General features: G+C 57.1%; 14 protein-coding genes and 1 pseudogene. 3 read left to right on the top strand and 12 right to left on the bottom strand.

Annotation, left to right across the window (positions count from 1 at the left end):
• Position 1: 1 nt before the first annotated feature.
• A complete protein-coding gene (locus B2Q93_RS16150; RefSeq protein ID WP_286782688.1) occupies positions 2-775 on the top strand; it encodes an ABC transporter ATP-binding protein in 774 nt (257 codons plus the stop codon).
• 32 nt (positions 776-807) lie between these two features.
• Here the strand turns inward: B2Q93_RS16150 and yegS are convergent, their stop codons facing one another.
• The 6 genes from yegS to ycgZ all read right to left on the bottom strand — a co-directional run bounded on the left by yegS (position 808) and on the right by ycgZ (position 5,059).
• Complete coding sequence (gene yegS, locus B2Q93_RS16145; protein WP_286933750.1) at positions 808-1,707, bottom strand: lipid kinase YegS; 900 nt, start codon at positions 1,705-1,707, stop codon at positions 808-810.
• Between the two features lie 125 nt (positions 1,708-1,832).
• On the bottom strand, positions 1,833-2,171 hold the full coding sequence (locus tag B2Q93_RS16140; RefSeq protein WP_046884779.1) for a hypothetical protein: 339 nt from the start codon (positions 2,169-2,171) through the stop codon (positions 1,833-1,835).
• A 333-nt stretch (positions 2,172-2,504) separates the two neighbouring features.
• Positions 2,505-3,866 (bottom strand): tRNA 5-hydroxyuridine modification protein YegQ, encoded by a 1,362-nt coding sequence (gene yegQ / locus B2Q93_RS16135; protein ID WP_040074862.1) that lies wholly within the window; start codon positions 3,864-3,866, stop codon positions 2,505-2,507.
• Between the two features lie 173 nt (positions 3,867-4,039).
• Positions 4,040-4,306, bottom strand: a complete 267-nt coding sequence (locus B2Q93_RS16130; protein WP_040078438.1) for a biofilm development regulator YmgB/AriR family protein — start codon at positions 4,304-4,306, stop codon at positions 4,040-4,042.
• A 50-nt stretch (positions 4,307-4,356) separates the two neighbouring features.
• Positions 4,357-4,680 carry a hypothetical protein gene (locus tag B2Q93_RS16125; protein WP_046884781.1) on the bottom strand — a complete coding sequence of 108 codons (324 nt, stop codon included), beginning with the start codon at positions 4,678-4,680 and terminating at the stop codon, positions 4,357-4,359.
• A 139-nt stretch (positions 4,681-4,819) separates the two neighbouring features.
• On the bottom strand, positions 4,820-5,059 hold the full coding sequence (gene ycgZ, locus B2Q93_RS16120) for a regulatory protein YcgZ (RefSeq protein WP_040074864.1): 240 nt from the start codon (positions 5,057-5,059) through the stop codon (positions 4,820-4,822).
• Positions 5,060-5,385: 326 nt separating this feature from the next.
• Between ycgZ and B2Q93_RS16115 the strand changes: the two genes are divergently transcribed.
• Both B2Q93_RS16115 and B2Q93_RS16110 read left to right on the top strand, forming a co-directional pair.
• On the top strand, positions 5,386-6,606 hold the full coding sequence (locus B2Q93_RS16115; RefSeq protein WP_286933749.1) for a diguanylate phosphodiesterase: 1,221 nt from the start codon (positions 5,386-5,388) through the stop codon (positions 6,604-6,606).
• A gap of 114 nt (positions 6,607-6,720) precedes the next feature.
• Entirely contained in the window at positions 6,721-7,464 is a 744-nt protein-coding gene (locus B2Q93_RS16110) for a MerR family transcriptional regulator (protein ID WP_046884783.1), read from the top strand.
• A 72-nt stretch (positions 7,465-7,536) separates the two neighbouring features.
• Here the strand turns inward: B2Q93_RS16110 and baeR are convergent, their stop codons facing one another.
• The 6 genes and pseudogenes from baeR to B2Q93_RS16080 all read right to left on the bottom strand — a co-directional run bounded on the left by baeR (position 7,537) and on the right by B2Q93_RS16080 (position 18,501).
• The gene (baeR, locus tag B2Q93_RS16105; protein WP_046884784.1) at positions 7,537-8,259 is read right to left on the bottom strand and encodes a two-component system response regulator BaeR; all 723 of its coding nucleotides are present in this window, start codon (positions 8,257-8,259) and stop codon (positions 7,537-7,539) included.
• Complete coding sequence (baeS, locus tag B2Q93_RS16100; protein ID WP_286933748.1) at positions 8,256-9,659, bottom strand: two-component system sensor histidine kinase BaeS; 1,404 nt, start codon at positions 9,657-9,659, stop codon at positions 8,256-8,258. Before baeS ends, baeR begins: the two co-directional genes overlap by 4 nt.
• Positions 9,656-11,070, bottom strand: a pseudogene (locus tag B2Q93_RS16095) (MFS transporter). The gene baeS and the pseudogene B2Q93_RS16095 overlap by 4 nt, the downstream one beginning before the upstream one ends.
• Positions 11,054-14,146, bottom strand: a complete 3,093-nt coding sequence (mdtC, locus tag B2Q93_RS16090) for a multidrug efflux RND transporter permease subunit MdtC (protein WP_286933747.1) — start codon at positions 14,144-14,146, stop codon at positions 11,054-11,056. The pseudogene B2Q93_RS16095 and the gene mdtC overlap by 17 nt, the downstream one beginning before the upstream one ends.
• Positions 14,147-17,269 (bottom strand): MdtB/MuxB family multidrug efflux RND transporter permease subunit, encoded by a 3,123-nt coding sequence (locus B2Q93_RS16085; protein ID WP_233801762.1) that lies wholly within the window; start codon positions 17,267-17,269, stop codon positions 14,147-14,149. It abuts the gene before it with no gap.
• Positions 17,269-18,501, bottom strand: coding sequence for an MdtA/MuxA family multidrug efflux RND transporter periplasmic adaptor subunit (locus B2Q93_RS16080; RefSeq protein WP_212477783.1), 1,233 nt, complete (start codon positions 18,499-18,501; stop codon positions 17,269-17,271). Before B2Q93_RS16080 ends, B2Q93_RS16085 begins: the two co-directional genes overlap by 1 nt.
• Positions 18,502-18,519: the final 18 nt, after the last annotated feature.

Here is an 18,519-nt window from a genome sequence, read left to right as displayed (position 1 = left end):
CATGATCGATATACAGAATCTTAATCTGACTTTCGGCGAAGGTGAAAAGCGCACCCAGGTGCTGTACGACGTGAATATCCATGTTCAGCCAGGCGAGATTTATGGCCTGGTGGGAGAGTCGGGCTCCGGCAAAACCACGGTACTGAAGTGCCTGGCGGGGCTTTTCACCCACTGGGAGGGGGCGCTCGCTATTGACGGGGTCGCGCTCGGACGCAGCATCAGCGCTGAACGTTGTCGTCGGGTCCAGATGGTGTTCCAGGATCCGTACGGTTCGCTACACCCGCGCCACACTATCGGCGATATTCTGGAAGAGCCGCTGCAAATCCATGGGATGAAAGAGCGGGATCGCCGTATTCACACCCTGCTGGATCGGGTGGGATTAAACCGGGCTTTTCGCGATCGCTATCCGCATCAGCTTTCAGGCGGGCAACGCCAGCGTGTGGCTATCGCCCGCGCGTTGATACTGGAGCCGCAGGTCTTACTGCTGGATGAGCCTACCTCGGCACTGGACGTATCGGTACAGGCGGAGATCCTCAACCTGCTGGCAGAGTTGCAGCGGGAGTCGAATCTCACCTATCTGATGGTTACACATGATCTGGGGGTGATTGCCCATCTCTGCCAGAAAGTAGCGGTAATGCAGTACGGCAAGATCCTTGAAACGCTGAGCGTGGATGAACTGGTCGCCGGTAATGCAAAGACGGATTACACGCGAATGCTGGTCAATGCCAGTCAACAATATAGCCGTGAGATGGCGCGTGAGGTGGCGGCGTATTAAGCCAGGCCGGTCAGTCACCTGACCGGCAAAGATTAACGCAGTAGCGGGCAGTCCGGCGGCAGGCGGCACTTAAGCGCATCCGGTAGCAACGACATACGGAAGTGCGTGCCACTTAGCGGTTCACCGTCCAGATTGAAAGTCATGCCGTGTGGGGCATTCACCTCAAACCAGGCAGACTGGCTGTCAATGACGTTCGGACTCTCTTCCGGATGCGTCAACGTGGTGAAGAGGGCAGGGAGCAGCTCGTCAGAGGTAAAAATGCGCAGCTGCAGCTGCCCGTCGTTGATCAGCGCCTCGGGACAGAGTTGCTGACCGCCGCCCGCCTGGCGTCCGTTACCAATGCCGATAACCAGCGCGTTCCCCTGCCAGTTAAAGTTCTCACCGGTGATTTCGCAGCTATCTGGCTTGAGCAGGTCCATCCTGACCAGTCCATGAAGAAGATAAGAGACGCCGCCCAGTGCGTCTTTTAATTTTTCCGGCGTTTCACTGGTAATACGCGTGCCAAAACCGCCGGTCGCCATATTGATAAAGCAGGTTTTATCGTTAACCCGGGCGATATCCATTGCCGTCGCTTTTCCGGCGATCGCCAACTGCAGTGCCTTGTCCAGACTCTCCGGCACGCCGGCGCTGGTGGCAAAGTCGTTAGCGGTGCCCAGCGGCAAAATCCCCAGCGCCGGACGCCGGGCTTCGGGGACCGCAATCAACCCGGTTGCTACCTCATTAATGGTGCCATCGCCTCCGCCGGCGATCACGGTCTCTACGCCCAGGGCGCAGGCTTCGTCGATATAGCGCGCCGCGTCGCCTTTCTCCCAGGTCACGCGGACGTGGATCACCACGCCCTCTTCACGTAACAGGGTGATGGCCTGGCGTAAAAGATCGTTGCCAGCCCCTTTGCCATTGAGAATTAATAAACTTGCGGGATAGGTTGCCATCCACGTTGCTCCTGTTCGGGTCTCTGAAAAGTGTATCGCAGCGCGAGAAAAAACGGGTAAGAAGAGGATGAAAGAGTTGAAATTTCGTCATCGCCCCCGGCAGGGGGGCGGCGTAAGGCAATAAATTAGCAGTCCCGGGCCCCCCAGGGGCAAAGGGAGAAGGCGCAGAACGGGCGCCGTTTACAGTGGGTTATCAGGGCGCCGCTGTTGCCGGGGCAGCGGGTCCCGGCGAGAAATTCAGACCAAAGCGCGTCTTTATAGGGGAATACACGAAGAATGTTTAGCTCTCTGAGGGTGCCGTCTACGGCTATGCCAAAGGGGCCAGTGACGAGGATTGAACCAACGCTGATGAAATAATCGCCTTTATACCAAACTATCATCCTGATGTTTTTTACCGTGAGTACATGAACAAAAATCGTTCCCGTTGCAGGACAGACCATCCTGTTTTCAACGACCCAATACATATTACCTCCTTTCCTTAAGGTAAATTTTTATACGCGGAAAGAATAACATTATGTATCTCTATGAATAGACTGAAATTCAATATCAAACGAATCGATGCGTTTCTACAGGTAAACAGAGATAAATTTACGTAACAGCGGAGATAAAGCGGGGAATGGCAGGCAAAAAAATAAGCCTGCGTAAGGGAGATTACACAGGCTAAGGAGGTGGTTCCTGGTACAGCTAGCATTTATGGGTTATGTTTTTCAGCGCTGGGGATAATACCCGTATTGAACGCAGCGGTATGTGATCCGATTCTAAGAATTATCCCACCCTGAAGAAATAACCCCACTAAATTACTTCGCGTAAGGCGTACGGCTGTTTTCACCGTCGAAATTACGCATCAGCAGCGCATACTCCAGCGCGATATCTTCAGGGACCGGCAACCAGACAGTATGGCCATCGCCCGGCGCCACGGAAACGGCTTCGCCTTTGCCATTTTCCATATGTTCCAGCGTGAAGTTAACATTGCCCTGCGGCGTCATCAGTTCCATGCTGTTGCCCACGAGGAATTTGTTTTTCACGGCGACGGCCGCCAGCGGCCCTTTACGCTCACCGGTAAATTCCCCAACAAACTGCTGGCGCTCGGAAAGGGAGTGGCCGTAATCATAGTTCTGATAATCGTCGTGGGTATGGCGACGCAGGAAGCCTTCGGTGTAGCCGCGATGGGCCAGCCCTTCCAGCGTATCCAGTAGCCCAGTGTCGAATGGCTTGCCGGCTGCGGCATCGTCTATCGCTTTACGATAGACCTGAGCGGTACGCGCACAGTAGTAGTAGGATTTGGTGCGACCTTCAATCTTCAGAGAGTGCACGCCCATTTTCGTCAACCGTTCGGTATGAGCGATGGCCCGCAGATCTTTGGAGTTCATGATGTAGGTGCCATGCTCGTCCTCAAAGGCGGTCATGTACTCGCCCGGGCGCTGGTTCTCTTCAATCATGAACACTTTATCCGTCGGGGCGCCAATACCCAGCGTCGGCTCAACGGTCTGTACAGGAATCGGTTCGTATTTGTGTACGATATTCCCGACATCGTCCTCTTTCCCTTCCTGGACTTTATATTCCCAGCGGCAGGCGTTAGTACAGGTGCCCTGGTTCGGGTCGCGCTTATTGATATAGCCCGAGAGCAGGCAGCGGCCAGAGTAGGCCATGCACAGTGCACCGTGGACGAAGATCTCCAGTTCCATATCGGGAACCTGGGTACGAATCTCTTCGATCTCCTCAAGCGACAGTTCGCGGGAGAGAATAACGCGGGTCAGCCCCATCTGTTTCCAGAACTTCACCGTCGCCCAGTTAACGGCGTTAGCCTGCACGGAAAGATGAATATCCATCTGCGGGAAGTGTTCACGTACCAGCATGATCAGGCCCGGATCCGACATAATCAGGGCATCCGGCCCCATCTCTACCACCGGCTGCAGGTCGCGGATAAAGGTTTTCAGCTTGGCGTTGTGCGGGGCGATGTTGACCACTACATAGAATTTCTTGCCGAGGGCATGCGCTTCATTAATGCCCTGCTGCAGATTCTCGTGGTTGAATTCATTATTACGCACGCGCAGGGAGTAACGCGGCTGGCCCGCATAAACGGCATCGGCGCCATAGGCGAAGGCGTAACGCATATTTTTCAGCGTTCCCGCCGGGGAGAGAAGTTCCGGTTTAAACATGTATGTTCTCGTTCTGATGACAGGTCAGATGCGCCTCACAAGGTGGGCGCCAGGGGGAGATCCCCTACTTTAAGGGCGGGCATTGTAACGCTACGGGGAAGGGAGGTAAACCACTCTACAGAGAAACGCTGACGGCAGCAGTGTACCGTCAGCGTTAAAATTTGCGGTGCGTATTAGAGGTCGTCCTGAGTGTGATCGACAATAATTTCCAGCGTCTTGCGGATAATATCGGCTTTTACCACGTCCTGCGTGGATTCAATTTGTTGAATCAAGCGCAAGATAATCGCTTTGTTAGTCAGCGGTTCCTTCGCATCCAGAATGGCACCCATAACAGATTCGAGTAATGCCCACTCTTCTGCCAGCAAACCGCCGGAGTTGCGAAAATAGCTGGAGAGGACAGGATCGGGCAGTTCATCATAAAAGTCGGATTTCTGGAGCATAGCCTGGCTCATAGTGTCACACCGGTTCAGTTTAGAGTAAATGTATGCAGTTAATGTTTTTTGCTGCTGCTGGATTGTTGGCTATCACCAAACAGGGGATAAACATTACTGCTCTGGCGACTCTCCTTGTCCCATTCATGCTGCTCACCTTTGTGCTTACGAGCCGGCACTTCTGTACTGGTATTCCCATTAGAAATCTCCAGGATTATCTGGGCCAGTACAGCGCGTCGTTCACCATCCTTTTCTGCTGACAGCATGGATTGCAGCCTTGCCAACAGCAGCTTCATGCTGATAGGGCCGTTATCTTTCAGCAGCGATAGGGTGGCTTCGCCAATAAGTTCATCAGTCAGTCGTTCATGTTCACTTCTGTTCATAACTACGTCTCTGTTGCCGCCAAATTCTGCTAGCGAAAGGGCGGCATTTCATCAGTAAATTGCGCCAGTATAAGGCATTAAGATGGCGCAAAAAAACTGACTTAAAAACGGGTAATCAGCGGCGCTTGACCTCAATCTGTTAACGGTCAAAGAGCAAGCCGATTAAAGTTTGGTAGCGACTCTCCTCATCAAAATCAGACGCCTTTTCCATCCGGGAAAGCAGTTTTGTGCAAATCGCTTTTCGGTTAAGAACTTTACCCTCCCGCAGGATTTCGACAACAATTTGTCCCAGCGCTTCTTGTTGGGTAGGCTGACTTGCTTTGTTGAAGTATTGGGTAATGGCATTCGCTGTATTCGGTACAAAGCCGTTCTCGCGCATATGTCACTCCTCGCTTTTAATGCTTAAAACATTCAAAAATGCGTTAACGCAAATGGTTAACACAATGTAAATTTATAAATACTGTACACATCTGTTGTACAACTTATCAATTTATTTTTGATCATTAAGTGCTAAATTATTAATATCAGCAACTTATAAAACTAATGTTTAGCGTGTATTTAAAAAAGCTTGTACATTATGGCATAATTTTAGTCCTACAAAAGGTCATACGGCGTGACAGGAAAACCACTACAGACATGCAACAGGACGCGTTAGCAACCATCTGATATCGTGGCATTTCATTCACCTCCTCTATTGGAAACCCTATGCTCACTACCATCATTTACCGTAGTCATCTTCGCGATGAACTGCCGGTTAGCACGCTGGAAGACATGGTTGTTGCAGCAAATAAGAAAAACATCGAATCCAATGTCACCGGCATTCTGTTGTTTAACGGTAAGCTCTTTTTCCAACTGCTCGAGGGACCTGATGAGACAGTTCGGGCTATCTATCGCGACATCTGCGCCGATGACCGCCACCACAACGTGGTAGAGCTGCTTAGTGATTTCTCCCGCTCGCGGCGTTTTGGCAAGGTTGGCATGGAGCTGTTTGACCTGCGCAAATATGACCGCCACGAGGTGCTACAAACGGTGCTGGATAAAGGAACCAGCCGTTATCAGCTGATTTATAACGATCGCGCTCTGCAGTTTTTCCGGACGTTTGTCGAAGAGAGTGAAAGAGAGAACTACTTCGAGATCCCGCCGGGAGACTCCTGGCAATTTATTGTCGATGATAATGCCAGTGGCATCCGTCAGCTTGAGCAGAGCCCTGATGAGATGTGCAGCTTCGCTTTTCAGCCGATTATCGACCCACTGGCCCGGGAAGTGGTCTCTTTTGAGGCCTTGATTCGTGCGCCGGGTGGCGAACAGGCCCAAACCTGGTTCGACGATCGACCAGGAGATGAGGTCTACGAAGCTGACCTGCGGAGCAAAAGCGTAGCCTTTGCTATGGCCCGCCAGCTGGGGCTAGGGAAGCAGAGCTTGTCAGTGAATTTGTTACCGATGACGCTGGTCATGGTACCTAACGCGGTAGATTTCTTGCTCCAGGAGATAGAAGCAAACGGGCTGGTGGCAGAGCAGATCGTGGTGGAATTTACTGAAAACGAAGTCATTTCCCGGCTGGAAGAGTTCACCGGTGCCGTGCGCGAACTGAAGGCAGCAGGCATAGGGGTGGCTATTGACCACTTTGGCGGCGGATTCGCCGGATTATTGCTGCTGGCGCAGTTCCAGCCGGACAGAATTAAGATTAACCGTGATCTGATTCGCGATGTACACAAAAGTGGTCCACGGCAGGCTATCGTCCTGGCTATCATCAAATGTTGTACAACGCTGGAAATCTTGATCTCTGCTGTAGGTATTGAGAAGCCAGAAGAGTGGATGTGGCTTGAATCGGCAGGTGTTTCTCAGTTCCAGGGGCATCTTTTCGCCCGTCCTCAACTGGCGGGGATCCCGGCAATCGCGTGGCCTGAGCGGGTCGATGACATTTAAATCCTCTCTCACCGGGTTATAGTACAAACTTATTGTACAATATTACAGGTTGTACACCCTGGTGAGATTGGTTACCTTGGATACAGAATATATCGTTTTACGCATGGGGATTCGATGGCCTTTTACAGTATTGGCGATGTCGCAGAACGTTGCGGCATAAATCCCGTCACATTACGCGCCTGGCAGCGCCGGTACGGGTTGCTAAAGCCGCAGCGCAGTGAAGGCGGGCATCGACAATTTGATGACGAAGACCTTCAGCGCATTGAGGAGATCAAGCGCTGGATAGAGCGTGGTGTGCCGGTCGGTAAGGTTAAAGCGCTGCTTGATCAGGACAAAGCGCCTGAGCCGGGCGACTGGCGCGCACTGCAAGAAGAGATGATGAGTACCTTACGGCAGGTTAACCCGCTTAAAGTGCGGGCGAAAATCAATGCCTTTTGCCATCTGCATCCCATTGATTCACTCATTGATCATGTCTTTGAACCTGTTCGCCAGACGCTGAGCCTGGATCAAAACACGGCGCGAGCCATGTGCAGCCTGCTCGATGGCATTTTGATTGAACATGCGGTCTCCAGTCTTAGCGAGTCCCGGGTTAAGGCTGGCAGAGATGCGCTGTTAATCGGGTGGGGTATTGTCGATCGCACCAGCCTGTGGCTGGAAGCCTGGCGGCTCTCACAGCGCGGCTGGCGTATCGATGTCTTTGCTGAACCGCTCGAATTGCCGCACCCCGAGTTTTTCCCGGGGCAGCAGATCCTTGTGTGGGCGGGCCGGACGTTAACGGCGTTACAATCAGAACAACTTGAGCACTGGCAAAAACAGGGCTACGCCATTATGGCGCACGGGCTGGGCGAAGCCCGCTAATCCTCTTCCGTGACGCGCACGGGTAACGCAGGCCGGTTAAGCCTGTTACCCCTCAGCTGCGTTCACACTCTCCTATCCGATGCGGCATGCGTCCGCTTCCCAGCGATATCCCACACCATACACCGCGCGAATAAACGACTGATCGGCATCCAGCGCTTCCAGTTTGCGGCGCAGATTTTTTATGTGGCTATCAATAGTACGGTCAGTAACCACGCGATAATCGTCATACAGGTGGTTAAGTAACTGTTCGCGGGAGAAGACTTTCCCCGGTTCGTGAGAGAGGGTTTTCAGCAGGCGAAACTCGGCGGGGGTTAAATCCAGCAGCTTATTACGCCAGCTGGCCTGAAAACGGCTCTCGTCGATAATCAGCGGGCTGACCGCATCCAGAGCCTGAAGCTCACGGTGTGGCTTGCAGCGGCGCAGAATCGTTTTCACCCGGGCGACCACTTCGCGCGGGCTATAGGGTTTACAGATGTAATCATCGGCACCAATTTCCAGCCCCAACAGGCGGTCGATCTCTTCGATTTTTGCCGTCACCATCACAATGGGGAGATCGGAAAAGCGGCGGATCTCACGGCATAGGGTCAGCCCATCGGTGCCTGGCAGCATCAGATCCAGCAGGATCAGATCCGGTGGAGTCTGACGCACATACGCCAGAACCTGATCGCCGTGGCTGATCAGGGTGGGCGCATAGCTGGCCGCCCGCAGATAGTCGATTAACAGCTGCCCAAGCTTAGGCTCGTCCTCCACGATCAAAATTCGTGGCGTGTTTTCGTCAATAGGGAGTTCAGTCATACTTCTCTCGATAACTCTCTTTCCAGCGGTAGCTCTACTGTAATGCTAACCCCACCAAAAGGCGAATGCGCGGCGCGCAGCGTGCCGCCGTGCGCCGCCACAATGTTCACGCAAATCGCCAGCCCCAGCCCGGAGCCGCCGCTGGCACGATTACGCGAACCTTCCGTACGGTAAAAGCGCTCAAACAGTTTTGTGAGCTGCGCGTCCGTGACCCCGGGGGCCGTGTCGGCGAAGGTGAGGGAAAAATGGGTGTCTGTAAGGTGGCCGGAGAGGCGTAACCCCCCTCCGCCATCGGTATAACGCAGGCTGTTTTCCAGCAGATTATTAAATAGCTGCATCAGGCGGTCGCGATCGCCAAAGACCACCGCATGGTCGGGCAGGGCGAGTTCAATGCGCAGATCGCGGCTGGCAAAACGTTCGCGAAACGCCCCACTGGCCACTTCCAGAATGTTGATCACATCGACGGGGGCTTTCTGATAGGCCAGCGCCCCTTCGTCGGACATCGAGAGCTGGTGGAGATCGTCCACCAGCTTGGTGAGGGTACCCACCTCTGCCTGCAACGAGGCCACCGACTCGGGGGTAAACTGCCGCACCCCGTCCTGGATGGCCTCCAGTTCGCCGCGCAGCACCGCCAGCGGGGTGCGCAGTTCGTGCGAGATATCGGCCATAAAGTCCCGGCGCATCTGCTGGTTCTTTTCCAGAGTGCTGGCAAGCTGGTTAAAGTCTTGCGCCAGCTTGCCCAGTTCGTCCTCGCTGCGGGTATCTACCCGGGTCGAGAAATCGCCCGCCGCCAGCTTGTGCGTCCCCTCAACCAGCCGCTTGACCGGCGCCAGCAGGCCGCGCGCCAGCGGGAAGGTGGCCAGCGCGGCAAGCAGGGTGGAGAGGGCCACAATCAGCCAGCTGGTCTGCCGCTGCTGGCGATCGAAATTGATATCAGTATTGCGTGTCAGCCGCTCCACCGGGGAGGCAATGACCCAGCCGACGTTGGCGCCGTTGACCTTGATGGCACGTTTGGTCCCGTCCGGGGGGACGGGGGCGCGCGGGCCAACGAGCACGCGCATATCCTGATCAATCACCCAGAACTGGGTGCGCCAGCCGTGCGGCGGCATGCCCGGACCGGGGCGATCATCATCAGAATCATGTTCGAGGGAGCGCAGGATCTGAAAAATAAAGCGATCGTTATTACGTAAAAACCGCCAGTTGCCATGCAGGGCATACTGTTCGCCCAGCGCATCGCTTAACCCCTGCAGACGCTGTTCGTTGCCATGCTTAATGTAATCGATAAAGCCGCGTTCAAAACTGACACGCACCGCCCAGTGCATCGTGATAAGCAGGACGATACAGGTGGCGAAAATGGCGAGAAACAGCTTACCCGTAATACCGGGACGCCAGAACTTCATGGTTCACTCCTTTTACGCCGCCGGAGGACGACGTTTTTACTGGTATCATCCGGAACCCGGGCGAAGATCAACGCGGGCAGAGCGATGATGACCGCCATGCTGAGATAAGTGTATAAAAACACCTGGTGGGCCACGGCGGTATCGGCGCTCAGATGGTGCTGGCCATACATCCCCAGCAGCAGCCCGGCGACAGTGACCCCGACGCTCATGGAGAGCTGCATGATCATCGACAGCAGGCTGTTGCCGCTGCTCGCCAGCGAATCCGGCAGATCCTTCAGGGTGAGGGTGTTCATCGACGAGAAGCGGGTGGAGTTAATGACGCCCTGGAAGAAGATCACCAGCGGCAGAACGGCGTACCAGCCCAGCAGGGCGACGGCCATAAACAGCAGGCTGATCAGCGCCAGCCCCAGGGTGGACGTCACCAGCACCCGGCGATAGCCAAAGCGGTTGACCACCTGCACGACGATCCGCTTCATCCCCATGCTGCCCAGCACCATGGGGATCATCATCAGCCCGGCGTGGAACGGGGAGAATCCCAGTCCAATCTGCAAGAAGACCGGGGTCATAAAGGGCAACATACCGCTGCCGATGCGCCCGGCAAAGCTGCCCAGCAGCCCCAGCCGGTAGGTCGTATTTTGAAATAACGACAAACTGAATAAGGCGCGGTCGTTATCGCGGGCATGCCAGAGATACCACAGCACCGAAACCACCCCGATGGCCACCAGAGCGACCAGCGACAGAGAAGAGATCCCCAGCCCTTTTGCCCATCCAGCGCCAGGGTCAGGGTCGCCATACCGGCCGCCAGCAGAAAAAAGCCCACCAGATCGAAGCGTCGGGTCTGCATGGTGTAGTTAGGCATAAGCCAGAGGGTGGCGATGGCGCCGATAACCCCCACAGGAAGATTGATCAGGAAAATCCAGTGCCAGGAAGCGTACTCAACGAGAATCCCCCCCAGCGCCGGGCCGAGCAGCGGACCAACCTGCCCGGGTAGGGTGACGAAGGTCATTGCTGCCATATACTGCGCGCGCGGGACGATTTTCATCACCGTCAGCCTGCCAACCGGCACCATCATCGCCCCGCCGACCCCCTGTAACGCCCGCGCCATGATCAGCTCATTGAGGGTGTTCGCCTGAGCACAAAACAGCGAGCCGGTGGTAAAGAGCGCGATGGCGGTAAAGAAAATATTGCGCACCCCCACTTTGTCAGCCAGCCAGCCGCTGGCAGGCAGCATCACCGCCACCGTCAGCACGTAGGCGACGATGACCATGTGCATATGCAGCGGGCTCTCCCCCAGGCTTTTCGCCATTGAGGGGAGGGCGGTGTTAACGATGGTCGTATCCAGCGACTGCATAAAGAAGCCGAAGGCGACAATCCATAGCTGCCAGCGAACCTGCTTAGGGAGATCGGTCATTTACTCCGTCACCGTTAGTGTTTTGCCGTGAAAAACGCAACCGCAGACGATCAAAGAACAGGTAAACCACCGGCGTCGTGTAGAGCGTAAGCAGCTGGCTCATCACCAGACCGCCGACAATGGTGATCCCCAGCGGCTGACGCAGCTCGGCACCGTCCCCGCTGGAGATAACCAGCGGTAGCGCGCCAAACAGCGCCGCCAGGGTGGTCATCATAATCGGGCGGAAACGCAGCAGGCAGGCCTGGAAGATGGCCTCTTGCGGCGTCAGGTTGCCGTTGCGCTGTGCCTCGAGGGCAAAATCGACCATCATGATCGCGTTTTTCTTCACTATTCCTATTAATAGCATGATCCCGATAAGCGCGATGAGGCTAAACGGTGCGCCAAATAGCTCCAGCGCCAGCAGCGCCCCCACCCCCGCCGACGGCAGGGTGGAAAGAATCGTCAGCGGATGGACATAGCTCTCGTAAAGCACTCCCAGCACGATATAGACGGTGGCAATCGCCGCCAGAATCAAAATGATCTGAGAGTTCATCGTCTCCTGGAAAACCTGCGCCGTACCGGCAAAGCTGCCGCGCACAGTCGAAGGGACCCCCAGTTGAGTCATGGCGCGGTTGATGGCTTCACTGGCCTCTGAAAGCGAAGAGCCGGTAGGCAGGTTGAATGAGACGGTCGACGCCGCGGACAGCCCCTGATGGTTAACCGACAGCGGCGCGTTCGCTGGCTGCCAGCTGGCAAAGTAGGAGAGCGGAATTGCCTTGCCGTCGTTGTTAATCACAAACATCTTATCCAGCGCGCTGATATCCTGGGTATAGCGCGGATCGACTTCCATCACCACCTTGTACTGGTTCATCGGCTGGTAGATGGTAGAGATCTGCCGCTGACCGAAGGCATTATTGAGCAGGCTGTTGGCCGCGCTGACATCTATCCCCAGCCGCGACATGGTTTCCCGGTCATAGGTCAGGCTCATCTCTGCGCCGTTGTCCTGCTGGTCTGAGTTAACATCCGCCAATTGCGGCAAGGCCGCCAGCGCTTTGCGGATCTTCGGCTCCCATTCGCGCAGGGCGGCGAGATCGTCCGACAGCAAGGTGTACTGGTAGCTGGCATTGGCCTGCCGCCCGCCAACGCGGATATCCTGAACGGCCATCAAAAAGAGGTTCGCGCCGGGCTCTTTCGCCAGCTTGCCGCGCAGACGATCAATAACCTGCTGGGCGGTTTCGCTGCGGTTATCGCGGGATTTAAGGGTAATAAACATCATCCCGCTGTTGACCCGCGAGCCGCCGGTAAAGCCGGTGACATTATCCACCGCCGGGTCGTCGCGTATGATCTTCATAAAGTCCTGCAACTTTCCGCGCATCGCCTGGAAGGAGATGCTCTGGTCAGCCTGGATGCCGCCCATCAGCACCCCGGTATCCTGCTCCGGGAAGAAGGTTTTCGGTATGGTGATATAGAGCCAGACATTGAGTACAATGGTGCCCAGCAGCACCAGCCCGACGATGCGGGTATGGTTCAGTACCCACTTCAGTGATTTTCCGTAGCCCTCCTGCAGCGCCATCAGCAGCCGGCCAAACCCGCGTTTACGCGGCTGGCTGTGCGGTTTGCCGGATTTCAGCATCCAGCCGCACATCATCGGGGTGAGGGTCAGAGAGACCGCCAGCGAAATGCCGATGGCGACCGAGAGCGTCACGGCGAATTCGCGCAACAGCCGTCCCGGCAGGCCATCCATCAGCAGCAGCGGCAAGAACACGGCCACCAGCGACAGGCTCATGGAGAGCACCGTAAAGCCCACTTCACGCGACCCCTGCAGCGCCGCCTGAAGCGGCCTCATGCCCGCCTCCAGATGACGGGAGATATTCTCCAGCACCACGATGGCGTCATCCACCACGAAGCCGGTGGCGATAGTCAGCGCCATCAGCGACAAGTTATTGAGGCTAAAACCGCACAGATACATGGCGGCGAAGGTGCCGATAAGCGACACCGGCACCGCCACGGCGGGGATCAGCGTGGCGCGACCGGAGCGCAGGAACAGGAAGACCACGAGGATCACCAGCGCCACAGAGATAATCAGCGACTGCTCCACCTCTTCAAGCGAGGCGCGAATGGTAGGGGAGCGGTCCTGAGCGATCTGCAGATCGATGGCCGCCGGAATGGTCTCTTGCAACTCCGGCAGACGGGCGCGGATGCTGTTGACCGTCTCGATGATGTTGGCCTCCGGCAGCTTGCGGATCATCAGCAAAATGGCCGGTTTGGCGTTGGTCATCCCGGCGTTACGCACATCCTGAACCGAGTCGGTTACGCTTGCCACGTCGCTGAGGCGCACCGCCGCGCCGTTGTTGTAGTGAATAATCAGTGGCTGGTATTCGGCGGCGGTTTTGAGTTCATCGTTGGTCTGGATCTGCCAGCGGTGGCTACTGTCTTCGATGGCTCCCTGCGGCCTGCGCACGTTAGCATTACTGATAGCGCTGCGCACGTCATCCAGCGATACGCCCTGGTTAAACAGCGCCTGCGGGTTGAGCCCCACGCGCACGGCCGGCAGGGAACTGCCCCCCACATCCACATCGCCCACGCCGTCGATCTGGGCGATGGTCTGCGCCAGCTGGGTAGAGGCAAAGTCATACAGCTCACCCTGGGAATAGGTATCCGAGGTGAGCGTCAGGATCATGATCGGCGAGTCTGACGGGTTAGCTTTGCGGTACGTCGGGCGGCTCGGCATACCGCTTGGCAACAAGCTTTGCGCGGCGTTGATCGCTGCCTGCACGTCACGGGCCGCGCCGTTGATGTCGCGGTTAAAGTTGAACTCCAGAATGATGCGCGTACTGCCCAGCGAGCTGCTGGAGGTCATTTCATTGACCCCGGCGATGCGTCCGAGGGAGCGCTCAAGCGGCGTGGCGACCGACGAGGCCATGGTCTCTGGCGACGCGCCGGGCAACGAGGCGCTGACCATAATGACCGGGAAATCCACCTGCGGCAGCGGGGCCACCGGCAGCAGCCGGAAGCCGAGCACGCCGCAGAGCGTAATGGCGAGCGAAATCAGGATCGTCGCCACCGGGCGGTAAATGAAGAGGGCGAAAAACTTCACTTACGCCTCCTCAGTACGCTTCGGGAAGCGGGATTTCATCTTCAGCGCCAGGCTGTCGAACAGCAGGTAAATCACCGGTGTGGTAAAGAGTGTTAACACCTGGCTGACCAGCAGGCCGCCTACCATGCCAATCCCCAGCGGACGACGCAACTCTGCGCCAACCCCGGTGCTGAGCATCAGCGGCAGGGCACCGAGCAGGGCGGCGAGGGTGGTCATCAGGATCGGACGAAAGCGCAGCAGACAGGCCTGATAGATGGCCTCGCGCGGTGCCATTCCCTGCTCGCGCTCGGCGGCAAGGGCAAAGTCGATCATCATGATGGCGTTCTTCTTGACGATACCAATCAGCAAGATGATGCCAATGATGGCGATCACATCCAGTTCACTGCCTGCCAGCATCAGCGCCAGCAAGGCTCCCACTCCTGCAGTAGGTAGGGTAGAGAGGATGGTGATGGGATGAATAAAGCTTTCGTACAGCACGCCAAGCACGATGTACATTGCCACCACTGCCGCCACGATCAGCCAGATGGTACTGCCCAGTGCGGCCTGGAATGCCAGCGTACTGCCCTGGAACTGGGTCTGAATATCGGTGGGGAAACTGAGATCTTTTTCCGCACCCAGGATCGCCTCCACCGCCTCGCCCAGCGAGTAGTCGTCCGGGACGTTAAACGAGATGGTGGTAGAGGGGAACTGATCCAGATGGTTCACCGCCAGCGGCGTATAACGCTCCTCCACCTTCGCGATGGCGCTAAGCGGCACGCTGCCGCCTTCGCTGCTGGTGAGACGCACGGCGTCCAGCCCTGCCAGCCCCGGCGTCTGTTGCGTGTCGTGCTCCAGCACCACGCGGTACTGGTTCGCCTGAGTATAAATAGTGGAGATCAGGCGCTGACCAAAGGCGTTGTACAGGGCGTTATCCACATCCGCCATGGTAATGCCCAGCCGGCTGGCGCTGTCGCGATCGACATTGATATAGGCCGCCAGCCCTTTATCCTGCCAGTCGCTGCTGACGTCGGAAAGCTGCGGCAGCGCCTGCAGTTTCTCTACCAGTTGCGGCACCCAGGTGCTGAGCGCCTCAAGCGTAGTGGCCTGCAAGGTAAACTGATACTGAGTGCGGCTGACCTGGGTATCGATCGTCAGATCCTGAGTCGGTTGCAGATAGAGTTCGATACCCGGTACGCGCGCCACGGCCTGCTGCAGGCGCTCAATCACCGCATTGACGCGGTCATCACGCTCATCGAGCGGTTTGAGGTTGATCTGCAGACGAGCGCTGTTTAGCGACGGGTTGGTACCGTCCACCCCCACGAATGAGGTCAGACTCTCGACGGCCGGATCCTTCATAAGAATTTCGGAAACCTGCTGCTGGCGCTGGGCCATGCTGGCAAACGACACCGACTGCGGCGCCTGCAGCGTTCCCTGAATAATGCCGTTGTCCTGAATCGGGAAGAAGCCCTTCGGAATCATGACCCACAGCAGGGCGCTGAGGGCCAGGGTTGCCAGCGCCACGCCCAGCGTCGCCCAGGGGTGGTTAAGCACTTTGGTCAGCAGGCGGCCATAGGCGGCGATCACCCGCTCGAACATCCGTTCAGAGGCGCGAGAAAAACGGTTCTGTTTGCGCAGAGACTCGTGGCTCAGCATGCGCGCGCACATCATTGGCGTCAGGGTTAATGACACTATCGCCGAGATCAGAATCGCCACCGCCAGGGTGACCGCAAATTCGCGGAACAGACGTCCGACAATGTCGCCCATAAACAGCAGCGGAATCAGCACCGCTATCAGGGAGAAGGTCAATGAGATGATGGTAAAGCCGATCTCACCAGCCCCTTTGAGCGCTGCCGCCAGCGGTTTCTCGCCTTTCTCGATATAGCGCGAGATGTTCTCAATCACCACGATGGCATCGTCTACCACGAAACCGGTGGCGATGGTCAGCGCCATTAGCGTCAGGTTATTGATGGAGAAATCGAGAAACACCATGACCGCAAATGTACCCACCAGCGATAACGGCACCGCGACGGCAGGGATAATGGTGGCGGGAACGTTGCGCAGGAACAGATAGATGATCATCACCACCAGCGCGATGGCGAGCATCAGCTCAAACTGCGTGTCGCTGACCGAGGCGCGGATGTTGGTGGTGCGATCCGAAAGCACCTTCACGCTCACCGACTTCGGCAGGCTCTCTATCAGCTGCGGTAGCATGGCGCGGATGCTGTCGGCGGTATCGATAATGTTAGCGCCCGGCTGGCGCTGCACGTTCATCACGATGGCCTGCTGCTTATTCGCCCAGGCACCCAGCCAGCTGTTTTCCGCCCCTTGTTCGACCGTGGCCACATCGCCCAGCCGAACAGGGGCCCCGTTCTGGTAAGCGACAATCAGCTGGCGGTACTCATCGGCAGACTGCATCTGATCGTTGGCCGACAGCGTGACCGCGCGGGTGGGGCCATCCAGGGAGCCTTTCGCCGAGTTGACGTTGGCGTTGCTGATGGCGGTACGGATGGTTTCGCTGGTTAACCCCAGCGCGGCGATGGCCTGCGCATTAAGCTTCACGCGTACGGCCGGACGCTGGCCGCCAGAGAGGGTCACCAGGCCGACGCCCGATACCTGAGAAATCTTCTGCGCCACGCGGGTTTCGACCATATCTTCCACCTGCGTCATCGGCATAGCGGAGGAGGTGACGGCGAGGCTCATGATGGGCGGATCCGCCGGGTTGACCTTGCTGTAGACTGGCGGATTCGGCAGATCGGACGGCAGCAGGTTGGTGGCGGCGTTAATGGCGGCCTGCACCTCCTGCTCGGCGACATCCAGCGGCAGCGTGAGCTGGAACTGAAGCGTTACCACCGACGCGCCGCCAGAGCTTTGTGAGGACATCTGCTTCAGCCCTGACATCTGACCGAACTGACGCTCCAGCGGGGCGGTTATGGCGGAGGTGACCACATCCGGGCTAGCGCCGGGATAGAGGGTCACCACCTGGATGGTGGGATAATCGACTTCCGGCAGGGCGGAGACCGGCAGAAAACGGTAGCCGATAATCCCCGCCAGTAAAATCGCCACCATCAACAGCGTGGTGGCGACCGGGCGCATAATGAACAGGCGTGACGGCCCGCCCGTGGCGCTGGGTGGCATCACCTGCATCAGGCGTTCTCTCTCTGTTTGGCCTGTTCACGGGCAGGCTGCTTCGGGGTGGCAGTGTCGCTGTGCGCTTCCACTACCTCGACTTTAGCCCCTTCGGTCAGGCGGTCGATACCGTCAGTGACTACGCGATCGCCTGCGGACAACCCGGCGCTGATCACCACCGTCTGGCTGTCCTGGATGCCGGTTTTCACCAGATGCTTACTCACTTTATTCTCGCTGTTCAGTACCCACACGAAGTTGCCTTCGTTGCCCATCTGCAGGGCTGCGGTCGGGATAACTACCGCGTTATCCTGAGTCGAGACCAGCATCCGGGCGTTAACAAACTGGTTCGGGAAGAGCGCGTCGTCCTGGTTGGTAAATCGGGCCTTCAGCTTGATGGTGCCGGTGGTGGTGTCGATCTGGTTATCCAGGCTCAGCAGCGTACCTTCGCTCAGTTTCTGTTTGTTGGCGCGATCCCAGGCTTCAACCACCAGCGGCTGGCCGGTTTTCTGCGCCTGAACAACGGTAGCAATGTCGTTTTCTGGCAGGGTGAAAACCAGATCGATGGGGTGGGTCTGGGTGATCACCACGATGCCTGTGGTATCGCCGCTGGAGATCTGGTTACCGATATCAACCTGTTTCAGCCCCACGCGGCCATCAATCGGGGCGGTGATCCGACTCCAGTCGAGCTGGAGCTGGGCGCTGGCGACGGCGGCTTCATCCGCTTTGATCGTGCCCTGTGATTCACTGACCAGCGACTGCTGGGTATCCAGCTCCTGGCGTGACACCAGATTGGTTTTCACCAGCTTCTGGAAGCGGGCGAGGTCGCGCTGTGCGTTGGCGAGAGTCGCTTTGTCTTTTGCGAGCTGCCCCTGCGCCTGGGCGAGGGCAACCTTAAACTGGCTGGGATCGATTTCAGCCAGCAGATCACCGGCTTTGACCTGTTGCCCCTCCTGGAAGTGGAGCGCCATAAGCTGGCCGTCAACGCGACTGCGCACGGTCACCGTATTTGCCGCCGTGATAGTTCCCAGGCCCGTAAGGTAAAGCGGAACGGATTTATTGACGGCGGTGGCAGCCTGGACAGGGGCCAGCACGCCACCGCGCATAGCGTGGCGGCCACCGCCTGCGGGGCGCTGTTGGCTGGTGGCACCTGCCGGTGCCGCGGAGTGACTGTGCCAGTACCACGCGGCGGCAACGACCACCACAATAAGGCCTGCGGCGATTGCCCAGCGGGATTTTTGACTGCCTTTCATCGTTATACGTTCTCGTCC

It is taken from the genome of Leclercia sp. UBA5958 (assembly GCF_002430365.1).
Taxonomy (GTDB): Bacteria; Pseudomonadota; Gammaproteobacteria; order Enterobacterales; family Enterobacteriaceae; genus Enterobacter; species Enterobacter pneumoniae.
Note: the sequence above shows the minus strand (reverse complement) of the source record. Positions and strands in the feature narration are given on the sequence as shown.

What these genes read in the sequence shown, in the direction of transcription:
- yegQ (WP_040074862.1), bottom strand. Translation starts at nt 3,866, where the DNA reads ATGTTTAAACCGGAACTTCTCTCCCCGGCGGGAACGCTGAAAAATATG.
- B2Q93_RS16115 (WP_286933749.1), top strand. Translation starts at nt 5,386, where the DNA reads ATGCTCACTACCATCATTTACCGTAGTCATCTTCGCGATGAACTGCCG.
- B2Q93_RS16085 (WP_233801762.1), bottom strand. Translation starts at nt 17,269, where the DNA reads ATGCAGGTGATGCCACCCAGCGCCACGGGCGGGCCGTCACGCCTGTTC.
- B2Q93_RS16125 (WP_046884781.1), bottom strand. Translation starts at nt 4,680, where the DNA reads ATGAACAGAAGTGAACATGAACGACTGACTGATGAACTTATTGGCGAA.
- B2Q93_RS16130 (WP_040078438.1), bottom strand. Translation starts at nt 4,306, where the DNA reads ATGCTCCAGAAATCCGACTTTTATGATGAACTGCCCGATCCTGTCCTC.
- B2Q93_RS16140 (WP_046884779.1), bottom strand. Translation starts at nt 2,171, where the DNA reads ATGTATTGGGTCGTTGAAAACAGGATGGTCTGTCCTGCAACGGGAACG.
- ycgZ (WP_040074864.1), bottom strand. Translation starts at nt 5,059, where the DNA reads ATGCGCGAGAACGGCTTTGTACCGAATACAGCGAATGCCATTACCCAA.
- yegS (WP_286933750.1), bottom strand. Translation starts at nt 1,707, where the DNA reads ATGGCAACCTATCCCGCAAGTTTATTAATTCTCAATGGCAAAGGGGCT.
- B2Q93_RS16150 (WP_286782688.1), top strand. Translation starts at nt 2, where the DNA reads ATGATCGATATACAGAATCTTAATCTGACTTTCGGCGAAGGTGAAAAG.
- baeS (WP_286933748.1), bottom strand. Translation starts at nt 9,659, where the DNA reads ATGAAGTTCTGGCGTCCCGGTATTACGGGTAAGCTGTTTCTCGCCATT.
- baeR (WP_046884784.1), bottom strand. Translation starts at nt 8,259, where the DNA reads ATGACTGAACTCCCTATTGACGAAAACACGCCACGAATTTTGATCGTG.
- B2Q93_RS16080 (WP_212477783.1), bottom strand. Translation starts at nt 18,501, where the DNA reads ATGAAAGGCAGTCAAAAATCCCGCTGGGCAATCGCCGCAGGCCTTATT.
- B2Q93_RS16110 (WP_046884783.1), top strand. Translation starts at nt 6,721, where the DNA reads ATGGCCTTTTACAGTATTGGCGATGTCGCAGAACGTTGCGGCATAAAT.